Below are 16,220 nucleotides of genomic sequence, written 5' to 3'. Positions count from 1 at the left end.
CGAGCTCCCGCCTAGGCGACCCGGCGGGCGCGCGCCAGGCCGTGGTCGACGAGCCTGTCGATGATTTCGGCGTATCCGACGCCGCTTGCCGCCATCGCTTTGGAATACATGCTGATATTGGTGAAGCCGGGGATGGTGTTGATTTCATTGACCAGGAACTGCATGTCATCAGTCAGGAAGAAGTCGATGCGGGCCATGCCGTCGCAACCGACGGCCCGGAAGGCTCTTGCGGCCACGTCGTGCATGGCAGCCTCGACTTCCTCAGGCAGTTCGGCCGGCACTTTCAGCGCCGCACCTTTCTCGTCGATATATTTGGCATCGTAACTATAGAAGCCGTGGCTTTCCGCCGGCACGATCTCGCCCGGCCGGGAGACGAAGAGTTCTCCTGCCGCATCCTCCAGCACGCTGAATTCGATCTCGCGGCCGCGCACGAATTCTTCGGCGAGCAGCGTGCGATCATGGCGGAACGCCTCAGTAAGGGCGGGCGCGAATTCCTGGCTGGTATGGACCTTGGCGACACCGACCGACGATCCCTGCCGCGCCGGCTTGATGAAGAGCGGCAGGCCGAGTTCACCTTCGAGGGCTGCCAGCGAAGGGGCAGCACCCTGATGGATCGTCACCGCACGCGCTACCGGCAGGCCCGCCGCCCTCAGCAGGCGCTTGGCGATGTCCTTATCGAGTGCTGCGGCGGAGCCGAGAATGCCGCAGCCGGCGAGCGGAACGCGGGCTACCTCCGCCACGCCCTGCACCGAGCCGTCTTCGCCATGCGGGCCGTGCAGCACGGGAAACAGGATGTGGATCCTTGCCAGTTCATGCGGCGCGCCATGGACAGGGATCGCCAGCATCCGGCCCCGTCCGCCCGGCACGAGGCAGATTTCCGCACCCGATGAAGGTGTCGCCAATATGCCGTCCTCGAAACTGCTCAGCAGCCATTGCCCCTCACGGGTGATGAAGATGGGGACGGCATCGTATTTTTCGGGCTTGAGCGCGCCCAAGACATTGGTTGCCGAGAGCACGGAAACCTCATGCTCGGCCGAGCGGCCGCCGAAGAGCACGGCAATGCGCAGCCTGTGTGGGGAAGGGGTCATGAAAGCCTCCGAAACGATCTGGTGTTGAAAAGGTCAGGCGTCGACCGATATGCCGCGATTGGCGAAGAAGCGGTCGAAGACGGCAAGCGGCAGCGTCACATCGGCCTGGCTCGCCGCGTCGTGGCCGGACGGGTTGTGGAATCGGATTGCCCCCTGCGAGGCCGCCGTCACCAGCACCAGATGCCCGCCCTTCGACGGCGGTTCGCGCTCCGGCCAGCGGATGCCCGAGTTCACCGAGGCGATGAAGAACCGGCGCTTCGACAGAAGCTCGGGAATGGCTGATGTCTCGACGCCGGTCATCGTCTCGGCGCTAAGTGCGAAACGGTCGGTGGCGAAGCGGACGAAGGGCGCGTAGATCAGCCCTTTGATCGAGGCATCGATTTCGTTGACGACATAACCGCCATAGGCGGTGCAGGCGCGGGCAAGTTCGAGTGTCGGATGGATCTCGCCGCGTGCGGCAAGAATCATCTTCAGGCAGGCCATGCCGCAGACATTGACTGCCCAGCGCGCATATTCCTCGATCGTTGCGGCCCCCGATTGATGCCAGAGCGGGTCGCCGAGCAGGGCCTGTTGTCCCTCGGCAAGCACCGGCAACGTCATGCCGGGTGTTTCCCATTGGCTGAAATAGGGCACGCCGCTTTGCTGCATCCTGTCGATATCCCCCTGGTTCGTCTCATGAGATGGCCGGCAATCTTGGCTTTTTTCGAACCGATGCCCGCTTGCGAATCCAAGGCTAAGGTGCAGCTTTCTTCAGGTCCACTTAATTAAAGTAAGTATATAGGTTAGAAATTATGGCCAATTGATCGGCCGGGGAAACAGGCTTGGATTTCTTCCGATTGCGCACACTTCGCGAGCTTTCGCGCCGCGAGACGATGGCGGCGGTCGCCGACGCGCTGGGTATTTCCTCATCGGCCGTTTCTCAGCAGATCGCCCAACTGGAGGACGAAGTGGGAATCCCGCTCGTCGAGCGGCGCGGGCGAGGGGTGATGCTGACACGGCCGGCCAGAGGCTCGTCCTGCATGCCGACCGGATATTCGCCGTCGTCGAGGAAGCCAAAACCGATATTGCCGAGCTGCAGAAAATCGTCGCCGGCGACTTGAGGATCGCCGCCCAACCGTCCGCGGCGTCCTCCTTCATCCCGGCCGCGATGCGCCAGCTCGCGATCCACCATCCGCATCTCAACATCGTCATGACGACGATGGGACCTGCCGAAGGCGTGGCCGCGCTCCGGGCCTGGCAGGCCGACATCGTCGTTGCCGACGACATATCCTTCGATCCACACACGCTGGAGGGCACGGCCGACACGCTGTTCCTCTGCCGCGACCAGCTCTTCGTGCTGCTGCCCGCTGGCCACAGGCTGGAGAGCGAGCCCGTCATCGGACTCGCTCAGCTGAGGGATGAATATTGGGCGCTCGACGTCGCCTCCAGCGCCTATTCCATGGCGATCCGCCAGGCCTGCCGCGACATCGGTTTCGAGCCCCTCATCAACGGTTTCAGCGACAGTTTCGAAGTGGTGTTCGCGCTCGTCGAAGCCGGATGCTCGATTTCGGTGATGCCCGGACTGGCGCTTCGAGATTTTGGCGAAGGCCTCACCGTCAAGCCGCTGGCGCCAGCCGCCTACCGCGGCATCCATGCGATTAGCCGGCGCGGCGAGGTGCGCAACCCGAAGGTCGCGGCGGTGCTCGATCAACTGGTAAAGAGCGCGCAGCGGGATTTGAACAGATCCTGATTTCGCGCGAATGCACTCTTGGCAGAAGCGATCATATCGGGCACTCTTGGTTCATGACTATGGCAACTCAAGCAGCAGACGTTCGCGCACGCGACGCACGACTTACCACCACGGCCTCCTGATCGGAGCCGAGTTAACACTGTCGTTTGCTTTCTCCTTATTTGCCTTGAGTCACCGTCCATGGACACCAGATCGTTTCCAAAGCCACATCGCGCTTTTTTCGTCCGGAGAGTCGCGCGGACGTTCTGCGTCGCAACTCCGCACGCGTTTCGACTTAGCCGCGGCTGCCGGACGTCACCGGAGCGCCGGCAGCCGTAGCTGCTCCTGAACCAAAGAACGCCTCCATTTTTCAGGATATGCCGCCGCCAGAGCCGGTCGGCGCCAGGAGTGATGCATGCCTTATGATCCCAGGACGATCGAACCGAAGTGGCAGGCCTATTGGGCCGATCACCATATTTTTCGCGCGGAAATCGATCCGGCCAGACCGAAATTCTACGCGCTCGACATGTTTCCGTATCCTTCGGGCGCGGGCCTGCATGTCGGCCATCCCCTTGGCTACACTGCCACTGATATAATGTGCCGCTACAAACGCATGCGCGGCTTCAACGTCCTGCATCCGATGGGATGGGACAGTTTCGGCCTGCCGGCGGAGCGCCACGCCATGCGGACCGGTGTGCATCCCGATGTCACGACGAAGCGCAATATCGAGACGTTTCGCGGACAGGTGCAAAGGTTGGGTTTCTCCTATGACTGGAGCCGCGAGTTCGCCACCACCGATCCTGCCTACGTGCGCTGGACACAGTGGATATTCCTGAAGCTGTTCGAGAAGGGCCTCGCCTATCAAGCCGAGGTCGCAGTCAACTGGTGCCCGGCACAGAACGCCGTGCTCGCCGACGAGGAGGTCAAGGACGGGTGTTACGTCGAGACCGGCGATCCCGTCATCCGCCGCAGAATGCGCCAGTGGATGCTGCGCATCACGGCTTATGCTGACCGACTGCTGGAGGGACTGGATGGCCTCGATTGGCCCGAAAGCCTGAAAACCATGCAGCGCAACTGGATCGGGCGTTCTGAAGGGGCCGAAATCCGTTTTTCGCTCGAGCATGGCACGGAGGGCATTACCGTCTTCACGACGCGCCCCGAAACCCTATTCGGAGCAAGCTATATCGTGCTCGCACCGGAGCATCCCGCTGTCGCCACCACCGTCACGCCCGAAGCAAGAGAGGCGGTTGCCGCCTATATTGCCGAGGCCAAGGCATTGGAGGAAACGACGCGTACCGATGCTGGACGCGAGAAGACCGGCGTCTTCACCGGCGCCTATGCCGTCAATCCCGCAACCGGCGCCCGGCTACCGATCTGGGTGGCCGATTACGTCCTGGCGGGCTACGGCACCGGCGCCTTGATGGCGGTGCCGGCCCATGACGCGCGGGACTACGCCTTTGCCTGCGCGCACGGCCTGCCGATCATTCGCGTGATCGACAGTGCGGACGACATCGAAAAGGCGGCCCTTGAGGGCGAGGGGAGGATGGTTAATTCCGACTTCCTGAATGGTCTGGCCGCGCCGGGGGCCAGGAAAGCCATGATTGCTTGGCTGCAGGCGAGTGGCGCAGGCTGGCCTAAAGTCACCTATCGCCTACGCGATTGGCTGTTTTCCCGCCAGCGCTACTGGGGCGAGCCGATACCGGTGCTGCATCTGGCGGATGGCTCGGTGATGCCGCTGCCCGAGGAATGCCTGCCGCTGCTGCCGCCTGGGCTGGACGACTACGCCCCGACGCCGGACGGCGAACCGCCGCTTGCCCGTGCGCATGCCTGGGTCGAAACGATCGTGCCGGCCACCGAGATTCCGGCACGGCGGGAGACTAACACGATGCCGCAATGGGCGGGCTCCTGCTGGTATTTTCTCAGATTCCTCGATCCCGGCAACGCCCGCGAGCCCGTCGGGCGCGAGGCCGAGCGCTATTGGATGCCGGTTGATCTCTACGTCGGCGGTGCCGAGCATGCGGTCCTGCATCTGCTCTATGCCCGCTTCTGGCACAAGGTTCTCTACGATATCAGGGTCGTTTCGACGGAAGAGCCGTTCCAGCGTCTGTTCAACCAGGGCATGATCCTTGCTCATTCCTACCGCGATGCGGCGGGCCGGTATTACGCGCCGTCTTCCGTCGTCGAAGAGCAGGGCAGATGGTTCGCTGGGCCGGTCGAAGTGCAGCGCGCCGTCGAGAAGATGTCGAAGTCGCGGTTGAACGTCGTCAATCCCGACGATGTCGTCGATCAGTTCGGGGCCGACGCCTTGCGGTTGTACGAAATGTTCATGGGACCTCTGGATGCGGCAAAACCCTGGCAGACCGCTGGCGTGATCGGTGTGCGCCGGTTTCTAGAGCGCGCCTGGCGTATTGTTTGCGACGAGAGCGACGGACTCGTTTCAGCGGTGCGGGAGGCGGCCCCGAGCCCGCAGCTTCTGTGCTTGCGCCACCAGACGGTGAAGACCGTGACGGCGGATATAGAAGCAATGCGGTTCAACACCGGGGTTTCCCGGCTGATGGAACTGGCCAACGCACTGACGGTGGAAGCCGCGCGTCCGCGCGAAGTGGTGGAGACATTCGTGCTGTTGCTGGCACCCTTTGCGCCTCACATCGCGGAGGAGTTATGGAGCAAGCTTGGTCACGGGGAAACACTGACATGGGTTTCCTGGCCGACCTTCGACCCTGCGATGATCGAGATGGAAACCCGCGAATATGTCGTGCAGATAAACGGCAAGGTTCGCCACCGCTTCGAAGCTGCCGCCGACCTCGGCGAGGCGCTGCTGGCGGCGGCGCGATCGGAACCCGCTGTCATGGCCTTGCTCGACGGCAGAATGGTGGTCAACGAAGTTCTGGTCCCGGGGCGACTGGTGAATTTCGTCGTCGCAGACCTGTGATGATCCAAAGCTGATCGTCGGATTTGAGCCCGACGGTCCGTTCCCTCAACCGACCGCCTACCTGCCGCTCTCCGGCCAAGTCGGCTGGCTGACGCTCTGCAGCAGTTCCGGTTCGACGCCGTCGATGCGGGCGATGACGGCTTTGGCCATTTCGCGGCCGGCCTGGCGCACGTCTTCCTGGGCGGTGATGATCTCGGGGCGGATCCAGTTCAGGATCGGTACCGATTGCTTGGAAACCATGTCGAGATCGCGGCCGAGCGCCTTGCCGGCGGCCTCGATGCCGGCATTGACGGCGATTGCCGCGCTACCGGCCGAACAGACGATACCGTCGGGGGCGTTGGCCGAGCGCATCATCACCTCGACGATGTCGCGGATGTCGGCGAGCGGGGCGTCGGTGTTGACGCGCAGCGGCACTTCCTCGGCGCCGTAATCATGCAGGCCGGTCTGGAAGCCGATGCGGATATGGGCGTAGTAGGTGAGCTTGCTCGGCGGCTGCAGCAGGGCAATGCGGCGCCGGCCGCGCTTGACGAGCTTTTCCACCGCCTGATGCGCGAAGGCCTCGTTGTCGAAATCGTGGAACGGGTGCGTGAGACCCGCATCGGTGCGCCCATGCGTGGCGAAGGGCATGCCGCGCTCGCTCAGCAGCCGCACGCGCGGATCATCCGGCTCGATGCGGGAGATGATGACGCCGTCCGCCGAGCCGGTATCAAGGATATAGCGCACCGGCAGCATCGGGTCCTTGCTGTGGGAATGCGGCGTGATGACGATATGATAAGGCGTGCCGGATAGCACCTCGGAGATGCCGAAGACCATCTGGCTCGAGAAGCCCATGATCTCCTCGTCGATGCTGAGAACGAGGGCAATGACGTTGGTCTTGCCGGTGCGCAGGCGCACACCTGCCCTGTTCGGCTGGTAGCCAAGCTGGCGGGCGACCATGCGCACCCGCTCCTTGGTTTCCGCTCCGATATCCGGCGCATCCTTCAGCGCGCGCGACACCGTCGTCACGCCAAGGCCGGTCATGTAGGCGATCGTCTTCAACGTCGGGCGCTCGCGCGCTGCCGGCGTCGATGCCGTGTTCTCGAAATTTCCCTTGTTTTCCATCCCTTTAGGCCTGCCTCGCGCGAATTGGTGTCGCTTATAGAGGCTTTTTCCAGCGTCGTAAGCCCGCCGCCTGCCAAAATCGCGCCTCCCTGAGGAATGCAATCTGTAACGATACAGTAGAAATGTCGAGTGCTTTTTGTTGTGTGCGTTGCAACATTGTACGCATAGGTTGAATCGGCAATTCGTGCTCTGTTTTTTTGCGCTTGCGAAGAGGCTGAATCGCACGGCTCAATTTATCGTGTAAAATTATTATGTTTATTCAAGTAGATAAATTGAAAACGCATGTGCGAGAATGGCCGACTGTATTTCGCTTCAGGGGATGCGGCGCTTCCGATGGAAACAGGCACAAGTAGCATTTGCCGTTATCGCGGAAAAATTTGCCTGCGGGCAGTTGCGTGGAGAAATCGATTGATCTAAGTTTTTCCGGCAACGTTTCAGTGAGGGAGGAGAACTCATGAAAATCCGTATAATGGCGGCCGTGCTTGCCGCTTCGGTCGCGCTTCCGTTCGGCGCCGCCAACGCCACCGATCTCGAAGTCACGCACTGGTGGACTTCGGGCGGCGAATCCGCTGCCGTCGCCGAGCTGGCAAAGGCATTCGACGCCACCGGCAACCACTGGGTCGACGGTGCTATCGCCGGTTCCGGCGGCACTGCCCGTCCGATCATGATCAGCCGCATCACCGGCGGCGATCCGATGGGCGCCACCCAGTTCAACCATGGCCGCCAGGCCGAGGAACTCGTCCAGGCCGGCCTGATGCGCGACCTGACCGATGTGGCGACCGCCGAGCACTGGAAGGATATCATTCGTCCGTCGAGCCTGCTCGATTCCTGCACCATCGACGGCAAGATCTACTGCGCTCCCGTCAACATCCACTCCTGGCAGTGGCTGTGGCTTTCGAACGCCGCCTTCAAGAAGGCCGGCGTCGAGGTTCCGAAGAACTGGGATGAATTCGTCGCTGCGGCTCCGGCACTCGAAAAGGCCGGCATCATTCCGCTCGCCGTCGGCGGTCAGCCGTGGCAGGCGACAGGCGCCTTCGACGTGCTGATGGTTGCGGTTGCCGGCAAGGATACCTTCAACAAGGTCTTCAAGGACAAGGACGCGGAAGTTGCCGCCGGGCCCGAAATCGCCAAGGTGTTCAAGGCGGCCGACGACGCTCGGCGCATGGCCAAAGGCAGCAACGTCCAGGATTGGAACCAGGCCACCAACCTTGTCATCACAGGCAAGGCCGGCGGCCAGATCATGGGCGACTGGGCGCAGGGTGAGTTCGCGCTCGCCGGTCAGAAGGCCGGTACCGACTATACCTGCCTGCCGGGCCTCGGCGTGAACGAGATCATCTCGACTGGCGGCGACGCCTTCTACTTCCCGCTGCTGAAGGACGAAGAAAAGTCCAAGGCGCAGGCCGTGCTTGCCAAGACCCTGCTCGATCCCAAGACCCAGGTTGCCTTTAACCTGAAGAAGGGTTCGCTGCCGGTTCGCGGCGACGTCGATCTCGCTGCCGCCAACGATTGCATGAAGAAGGGTCTCGACATCCTGGCCAAGGGCAACGTGATCCAAGGCACCGACCAGCTCCTTTCGGCCGACAGCCAGAAGCAGAAGGAAGACCTTTTCTCCGAATTCTTCGCCAATCCGTCGATGACGCCGGAAGACGCTCAGAAGCGTTTCGCCGGGATCATCGCTTCAGCTGACTGATCAGCAGATTCGCTGCCCTTGCGGTCCGGCTCCCATCGGGGCCGGATCGTTCCGGACGGTCGGTGATGGTCCGGCGGGCGGCGGCGTCTCTCTGGTATCTTCAGCAGGTTTCAGAGGTGGAGACGACAGGCGGCGCCTTGCCGATCTGTCACTGGTCGCAGCTGCGATTTGAGGAGAAGTATTCATGACGGGTCAAGCGCGAGCAGGCCGGCCAAATAAGTTACTGCGCAATCTGAATGCCAAGATTGCGTCCATTCCGATGATCCTGACGGCGCTGGTGATCTTTGTCGGCGGCACGTTTTGGACGGTCATTTATTCATTCACCAATTCCAAGCTCCTTCCGCGGTTGAGCTTTGTCGGCTTCGATCAGTACCAGCGCCTCTGGGCGGCACCCCGCTGGGTGACGGCGATCGAGAATCTGGCTGTCTACGGCATCCTCTCGCTGATTTTCAGCCTGGTCATCGGTTTCATGCTCGCGGCGCTGATGGACCAGAAGATCCGTTTCGAAAACACTTTCCGCACCATCTTTCTTTATCCCTTCGCGCTGTCCTTCATCGTGACGGGCCTCGTCTGGCAATGGGTTCTGAACCCCGATTTCGGCATTCAGGCGGTGGTGCGCTCGATGGGGTGGACGAGCTTCACCTTCAATCCGCTCTATACGCCTGAAATCGTCATCTACGGCATTCTGATCGCGGCGCTGTGGCAGGGAACGGGCCTCGTCATGTGCCTGATGCTTGCCGGCCTGCGTGGGATCGACGAGGACATCTGGAAAGCGGCGCGCGTGGACGGCATTCCGATGTGGAGGACCTATCTCTTCATCGTGATCCCGATGATGCGGCCGGTCTTTATCACGACGATCGTGATCATCGCCTCCGGCATCGTCAAGGTCTACGACCTCGTGGTCGCGCAAACATCGGGCGGACCGGGCATCTCCTCGGAAGTGCCGGCGAAATATGTCTACGATTACATGTTCCAGGCGCAGAACCTGGGGCAGGGCTTTGCTGCCTCGACCATGATGCTCGTCACAGTCGCGATCATTATCGTTCCGTGGGCCTATCTGGAATTCGGCGGAGGGCGCAAGCGTGGCTGATGTAGGAACTCTCAACACCACCGCTGCCGCCATTGACGCCGTCGCGCCTAAACTCGCCGAAGGCCCCAGCGGCCCCAGGCCGCGCCCGGCGGTGTCGGCGCGCAACATCATGCTCTACGGCACGCTTATCATCGCAGCGCTCTACTATCTGTTGCCGCTCTACGTGATGGTGGTAACGTCGCTGAAGGGTATGCCTGAAATCCGGCTCGGCAACATCTTTTCGCCGCCGGTAGAGATCACCTTCGAGCCCTGGGTGAAAGCCTGGGCGCAGGCTTGTACCGGGCTCAACTGCGATGGCCTGTCGCGCGGTTTCTGGAATTCGGTGCGCATCACGGTGCCATCGGTCATCATCTCGATCGCGATCGCCTCGGTGAACGGCTACGCGCTGGCGAACTGGCGCTTCAGAGGATCTGAGTTTTTCTTCTCGATCCTGATCATAGGCGCATTCATTCCCTATCAGGTGATGATCTATCCGATCGTCATCATCCTGCGCGAAATCGGCATCTACGGCACGCTGAGCGGCCTCGTGATCGTGCATTCGATCTTCGGCATGCCGATCCTGACGCTGCTCTTCCGAAACTATTTCGTGTCGCTGCCGGAGGAACTGTTCAAGGCGGCGCGTGTCGACGGGGCGGGCTTCTGGCAGATCTTCCTGCGGATCATGCTGCCGATGTCGCTGCCGATCTTCGTGGTTGCGATGATCCTGCAGGTAACCGGCATCTGGAACGACTTCCTGTTCGGCGTGGTGTTCACCCGGCCGGATACCTATCCGATGACCGTGCAGCTCAACAACATCGTCAATTCCGTCCAGGGCGTGAAGGAATACAACGTCAACATGGCGGCAACGATCCTGACGGGTCTCGTGCCGCTCATCGTCTACTTCGTGTCGGGACGGCTTTTCGTCCGCGGCATCGCCGCCGGCGCAGTGAAGGGTTGATCTCATGAATATGAATGCAAGCGTTTCCATCAAGGATCTGTCCCTGAACTTCGGTGCGGTGAGCGTGCTGAAGGATCTCAACCTCGACATCAACGACGGCGAATTCCTCGTGCTGCTCGGCTCGTCCGGCTGCGGCAAGTCGACCTTGCTGAATTGCATCGCCGGCCTGCTCGATGCGTCGGAAGGGCAGATCTTCATCAAGGGCAAGAACGTTACCTGGGAAGAGCCTAAAGACCGCGGCATCGGCATGGTGTTCCAATCCTATGCGCTCTATCCGCAGATGACCGTCGAGAAGAACCTGTCCTTCGGTCTTCGCGTCGCCAAGGTGCCGCAGGCTGAGATCGACAAGCGCGTGGCGCGCGCCTCCGAAATCCTGCAGATTCAGCCGCTCCTGAAGCGCAAGCCGGCCGAGCTTTCCGGCGGCCAGCGCCAGCGCGTGGCGATCGGCCGGGCGCTGGTGCGCGACGTCGACGTCTTCCTGTTCGACGAGCCTCTGTCCAACCTCGACGCCAAGCTTCGCTCGGAGTTGCGCGTTGAGATCAAGCGCCTGCACCAGTCGCTGAAGAACACGATGATCTACGTCACCCACGACCAGATCGAGGCGCTGACGCTTGCCGACCGCATCGCCATCATGAAGAGCGGCATCATCCAGCAGCTCGACGATCCGACGACGATCTACAATAGACCGCGCAATCTGTTCGTCGCCGGCTTCATCGGTTCGCCGTCGATGAATTTCCTGCATGGCGAGCTGGTCAAATCAGGCGACGGCATTGCCTTTTTGGCCAACGGCGTCATTTTCTCGCTCGCTGCCTACGACGCTAGCGAGACGCTGCAGCCCGGCCGCAAAGTGGTGCTCGGCGTTCGTCCAGAACACATCAAGGTCAACGAGAATACCGGCGGCGAAGAACATGACGCCACCGTCGATATCGAGGAGCCGATGGGCGCGGACAATCTGCTGTGGCTGAAACATGCTGGTCACACGATGTCGGTACGTGTCAACGGCGCACGCCGCTTCAACGTCGGAGCCAAGGTGAAGCTCAGCTTCGACATGACGGTCGCCTCGGTCTTCGATGCCGAAAGCGAGCTGCGTCTCTAGAGAACTCTGCGGGCGGGGCCGAAATGGCGCCGCCCTACCTCCAATCGGCCATCAGGCCAGCCAAATTCGGCCGCGGTCCGGCTTGTCCGGCGTCCCAGGAGCGGCCCGATCGGGATACGACTATGACATCCTTGCCGAAGAACGGTTTCAACATCGACCTTTCCGGTTCGTGGCAGCTTGCCTCTGTCGATGGCGAGATCCGCACTACAATCATCTTGCCGGGCGACGTGCACACCGCGCTCCACCGGGCAGGACTGATCCCCGATCCCTATTTCGGCCGCAACGAGGAAAAGGTGCAGTGGGTCGCCGAGCGCGAATGGGCGGTCGAGCGCAGCTTCACGCTTCCTGAGGTCGAAGGCGACTGGTATCTCGATATCGACTATCTCGACACGGTCGCCAGCGTCCACGTCAACGGCTTCCTGGCGCTCGAAGCCGATAATAGCTTCCGCCGCCACCGGCCCGATATCTCCAGCATGCTGAAATCAGGCGACAACAGCATCCGCATCGTCTTTGCCTCCAGCATCGCTGTTGCTGCTGCGCGGCAGAAGCAGCAGCCCTTCTACATTCCCTACAGCACCGGAAATTCGCCAATCCCCGACGGCAACATGTTGCGCAAGCCGCAATGCCATTTCGGCTGGGACTGGAACATCGCCATTGCGCCGCTCGGCCTTTACGGGACGATCGCGCTGAAAAAGCTCGAAACGGCGCGCATCGAACACGTCGTCACCCGCCAGACCCACAATAATGACGGTTCGGTCGATCTCAAAGTGACGGCGACGCTGTTTTCCAAGGGGCCGGACATTGCCCAGGTCTATTTCGAGCTCGACGGTGAGCGCGTGCGCCTGGATGTCGGCGTCAATGGCGAGACCCATGTCAACCATCTCTTCCATATCGACAATCCACGCCTCTGGTGGCCGTCTGGCAGCGGTGAGCAGGCGCTCTACAGACTATCCGTCGAATTGCCGACGGATGAGGTGACCAAGCAGATCGGTCTTCGCACCATCGAACTGATCACCACGCCGGATGCATCAGGCAGCCGCTTCGCTTTCAAGGTCAACGGCCGCGAGATTTTCTGCCGCGGCGCCAACTGGATCCCGGCCGACGCGCTATTTTCGCTGTCTTCGCCCGAGAAGACCGAGGACCTGCTGCAATCGGCCAAAGCCGCCAATATGAACATGATCCGCGTCTGGGGCGGCGGCTTCTACGAACAGGATCATTTCTATGATTTCTGCGACCGGCTGGGCCTCATGGTCTGGCAGGACTTCATGTTCGCCTGCAACCTCTACCCCTCGACCGAGGACTTTCTCGACAATGTAACGATCGAGGTCGATTACCAGGTGGGCCGGCTCTCCTCGCATCCCTCGATCGTGCTCTGGTGCGGCGACAACGAGCTGGTCGGGGCGCTCACCTGGTTCGAGGAATCCCGCAAGGACCGCGACCGTTATCTCGTCTCCTATGATCGCCTCAACCGCACGATCGAGCAGGCGGTGAAAAAGGCGTTGCCCGGCGCGCTCTGGTGGCCGTCGAGCCCGGCGTCCGGCTATCTCGATTTCGGCGATGCCTGGCATGCGGACGGGTCCGGCGACATGCACTACTGGTCGGTCTGGCACGAGAACAAGTCGTTCGACAATTACCGTTCGGTGCGTCCGCGCTTCTGCTCGGAATTCGGCTTCCAGTCCTATACGTCGCTGCCTGTGATCAGGACCTATGCCGAGGAGAAGGACATGAACGTCGCTTCCCCCGTCATGGAGCTGCACCAGAAGAATGCCGGCGGTAACGAGCGCATCGCCGGCACGATGTTCCGCTATTTCCGCTTCCCCAAGGATTTTCCGAACTTCGTCTATCTCTCCCAGATCCAGCAGGGGCTGGCGATCAAGACGGCGGTGGAATACTGGCGGTCGCTCAAACCCCATTGCATGGGCACGATCTACTGGCAGCTCAACGACACCTGGCCGGTCGCCTCCTGGTCGAGCCTCGACTATGGCGGCCGCTGGAAGGCGATGCACTATCTCGTCAAGCGCTTCTTCCAACCGGTCGCGGTCGCTGCCATTCCTTCCGATGACGGAAAGACGATCCGCTTCTCGCTGGTCAACGACACGCTTGCCGATGTCAGCGTTGATCTTGCAGTCTCGATCCTCACGGTAAAGGGCGAACGCCGGCACCTGAAGGACGTGCAGGCCGTGTGTTCGCCGGATGCGGCCGTCACTGCCGCGAGCATCGACGTTTCCGATATTCCCGAGGGAACGCTGCTTGCCTGGCACTTCACCGCGTCGAACGGCACGGGCGGCGAGGGGCATTACGTCAACGGTACCTACAAGGCGCTGGAGCTGGAGCCCGCGGGGCTTGCTGTCACCCACGAATATGTCGAGGAGAATGGCTCCGTCGACATCAACGTCACCGCTAGGGGACTTGCGCTCTTCGTGATGATCGAGACCGAGACGGACGGCAAATATTCCGACAATGCCTTCGATCTCGCGGCCGGCGAGAGCCGCCGCATCACCTTTACCCCGGCACGGCCGCTTGATCGTGGCGCGCTTCCGGAGTTCCGATTCTACGACCTGTATTCCTGCCAGTCGGCGGATTGATCTTGCAAGAATGGGCACGAGGCCCAAGGAGAACATAATGACGAAACTCAGCTACCAGCTCTATAGCGCCCGCAACTTCCAGCCTTATTCGGCGATTTTCGAAAAACTCGGCAAATCAGGCTACGCGGAGGTCGAGGGCTTCGGCGGTATCTATGCCGATCTCGACGATGCCGGGCTGAAGAGCCTTCGCGCTGAGCTCGACAAGAATGGCCTGGTTATGGCGAGCGGCCATTTCAGCCCCGACTTCCTCGAGAAGGAGGTTGAGAAGTCGCTGAACATTGCCAAGATCCTCGGCATGGATTCGATTTATGCGCCGCATCTGGCGGCCGAGGAACGCCCGTCCGACGCTGCCGGCTGGGCCGCCTTCGGCAAACGCCTGCAGGAGATCAGCAAGCCCTACAAGGCTGCCGGCTACGAATTCGGCTGGCACAATCATGATTTCGAATTCTTCAAGCTGCAGGATGGCTCGCGGCCGATCGAGCACATCTTCGAAGGCGCGCCCGACATTTCCTGGGAAGCCGATATCGCCTGGGTTATCCGCGGCGGCGCCGATCCCTTCGCCTGGATCGAGAAGCTCGGACCGCGGATCACCGCTGTCCATGTCAAGGACATCGCACCGGCCGGCGAGGCGGCGGATGAGAGCGGCTGGGCAGATGTCGGTCACGGCAAGGTCGAGTGGGCCAGGCTGATGACGGCGTTGCGCGCCACCAAGGCCAAGCACTACGTCGTCGAACACGACAACCCGAATGACATCGATCGCAATATCAGCCGCTCGATCGCATCCTTCCAGACCTACTGAGGCTTCATCATGACCAAGGAACTTGGCGTCGGCATCATCGGATGCGGCAACATCTCCACCACTTACTTCTCGCTGGCACCGCTCTTCAAGGGGTTGAAGGTGCTGGCCTGCGCCGATATCAACGCGCAGGCGGCCGAGGCGCGGGCCGAGGAATATGGCGTCAAAGCGCAGACGATCGACGAGCTTCTCGTCAATGACGAGATCGACGTCGTCGTCAATCTGACGATCCCGGATGCGCATTTCCGGGTATCGAAGGCGATCCTCGAGGCCGGAAAACACGTCTATTCCGAAAAGCCGCTGGTGCTTTCGCTCGAAGAGGGCGAGGAGCTTCGCCGCATCGCCAAGCAGAAGAACCTTGCCGTCGGCTGCGCGCCTGACACTTTCCTCGGCGGCGCCCACCAACTCGCCCGCAAGTTCATCGATGACGGCGGCATTGGCCGGGTGACTTCGGGCGCTTGCTACGTGATGAGCCCCGGCATGGAGATGTGGCATCCGAACCCGGACTTCTTCTTCCTGCCAGGCGGCGGCCCGATCCTCGATCTCGGCCCCTATTACATCGCTAATCTGATCAATCTGATCGGCCCGGTCAAACGTGTCGGCGGCATGACCTCGATGGCGTCGCCCACCCGCACGATCACCAGCGAGCCGCGCAATGGCGAGATCATCCCGGTTAAGACGCCGACGACGATCCAGGCGCTGCTCGAATTCGTCAACGGCGCCACGGTGACGCTGACGGCGAGCTGGGATGTGTGGTCGCACCGCCATGCCAATATGGAGCTCTACGGCACCGATGGCTCGCTCTATGTGCCGGACCCGAACTTCTTCGGCGGCACCGTCGAGGCCAGCGGCCGCGATAAAGACATCAAGCCGCTGGAGACTTGGGAGCATCCGTTCGGCAAGATCAACCAGGAAAACCCGAACGGCGCGCGCGCCAACTACCGCACCGCCGGCCTTGCCGACATGGTGATGGCGCTGATCGAGGGGCGCGATGCGCGCTGCTCGCTCGACCGCACGCTGCACGGCGTCGACGTCATGACCTCGATCCTGAAATCGGGCGAGGAGGGCCGTTTCATTGACCTGACGACGACCTGCACGCAACCGGCCGCCCTCGGCATCGAAGAAGCGCAGGCGCTCTTGAAGTAACAGGAAGAATGCCTGTATCTCGTTGGACCGCGAGACATACCGTCAAAGTCG

At 61.4% G+C, this 16,220-nt stretch carries 11 protein-coding genes and 1 pseudogene; 9 read left to right on the top strand and 3 right to left on the bottom strand.

Annotation, left to right across the window (positions count from 1 at the left end):
- Positions 1-11 precede the first annotated feature (11 nt).
- Together U5G49_RS11750 and U5G49_RS11745 are read right to left on the bottom strand one after the other, a co-directional pair.
- Positions 12-1,088 (bottom strand): D-alanine--D-alanine ligase family protein, encoded by a 1,077-nt coding sequence (locus tag U5G49_RS11750; protein WP_193446532.1) that lies wholly within the window; start codon positions 1,086-1,088, stop codon positions 12-14.
- Positions 1,089-1,121: 33 nt separating this feature from the next.
- Positions 1,122-1,736, bottom strand: a complete 615-nt coding sequence (locus tag U5G49_RS11745; RefSeq protein WP_018242369.1) for a C39 family peptidase — start codon at positions 1,734-1,736, stop codon at positions 1,122-1,124.
- A 173-nt stretch (positions 1,737-1,909) separates the two neighbouring features.
- On the opposite strand from U5G49_RS11745, the pseudogene U5G49_RS11740 reads away from it, so the two are divergent.
- Positions 1,910-2,817, top strand: a pseudogene (locus U5G49_RS11740) (LysR substrate-binding domain-containing protein).
- A gap of 394 nt (positions 2,818-3,211) precedes the next feature.
- Positions 3,212-5,728 carry a leucine--tRNA ligase gene (gene leuS, locus U5G49_RS11735; protein ID WP_193446531.1) on the top strand — a complete coding sequence of 839 codons (2,517 nt, stop codon included), beginning with the start codon at positions 3,212-3,214 and terminating at the stop codon, positions 5,726-5,728.
- A gap of 57 nt (positions 5,729-5,785) precedes the next feature.
- Here leuS and U5G49_RS11730 read toward each other — a convergent pair whose 3' ends face one another.
- A complete protein-coding gene (locus U5G49_RS11730; RefSeq protein ID WP_018242366.1) occupies positions 5,786-6,829 on the bottom strand; it encodes a LacI family transcriptional regulator in 1,044 nt (347 codons plus the stop codon).
- Positions 6,830-7,283: 454 nt separating this feature from the next.
- On the opposite strand from U5G49_RS11730, the gene U5G49_RS11725 reads away from it, so the two are divergent.
- From U5G49_RS11725 to U5G49_RS11695, 7 genes are all read left to right on the top strand, one after another.
- The gene (locus U5G49_RS11725) at positions 7,284-8,519 is read left to right on the top strand and encodes an ABC transporter substrate-binding protein (protein WP_018242365.1); all 1,236 of its coding nucleotides are present in this window, start codon (positions 7,284-7,286) and stop codon (positions 8,517-8,519) included.
- 184 nt (positions 8,520-8,703) lie between these two features.
- Positions 8,704-9,609, top strand: coding sequence for a carbohydrate ABC transporter permease (locus U5G49_RS11720; protein WP_193446530.1), 906 nt, complete (start codon positions 8,704-8,706; stop codon positions 9,607-9,609).
- Positions 9,602-10,546: a carbohydrate ABC transporter permease gene (locus U5G49_RS11715; RefSeq protein ID WP_193446529.1), complete on the top strand. Its 945-nt coding sequence runs from the start codon at positions 9,602-9,604 to the stop codon at positions 10,544-10,546. Before U5G49_RS11720 ends, U5G49_RS11715 begins: the two co-directional genes overlap by 8 nt.
- 4 nt (positions 10,547-10,550) lie before the next feature.
- Positions 10,551-11,642, top strand: coding sequence for an ABC transporter ATP-binding protein (locus U5G49_RS11710; RefSeq protein ID WP_003540428.1), 1,092 nt, complete (start codon positions 10,551-10,553; stop codon positions 11,640-11,642).
- Positions 11,643-11,764: 122 nt separating this feature from the next.
- Entirely contained in the window at positions 11,765-14,227 is a 2,463-nt protein-coding gene (locus U5G49_RS11705; RefSeq protein ID WP_193446528.1) for a beta-mannosidase, read from the top strand.
- A 37-nt stretch (positions 14,228-14,264) separates the two neighbouring features.
- Complete coding sequence (locus U5G49_RS11700) at positions 14,265-15,026, top strand: sugar phosphate isomerase/epimerase family protein (RefSeq protein WP_193446527.1); 762 nt, start codon at positions 14,265-14,267, stop codon at positions 15,024-15,026.
- Positions 15,027-15,035: 9 nt separating this feature from the next.
- On the top strand, positions 15,036-16,169 hold the full coding sequence (locus U5G49_RS11695; protein WP_047621412.1) for a Gfo/Idh/MocA family protein: 1,134 nt from the start codon (positions 15,036-15,038) through the stop codon (positions 16,167-16,169).
- The last annotated feature ends 51 nt before the right edge of the window (positions 16,170-16,220 follow it).

The sequence above is a fragment of the Rhizobium indigoferae genome, from assembly GCF_034554815.1.
GTDB classification, from domain to species: Bacteria; Pseudomonadota; Alphaproteobacteria; order Rhizobiales; family Rhizobiaceae; genus Rhizobium; species Rhizobium leguminosarum.
This window is presented reverse-complemented; position numbering and strand designations above follow the sequence as displayed.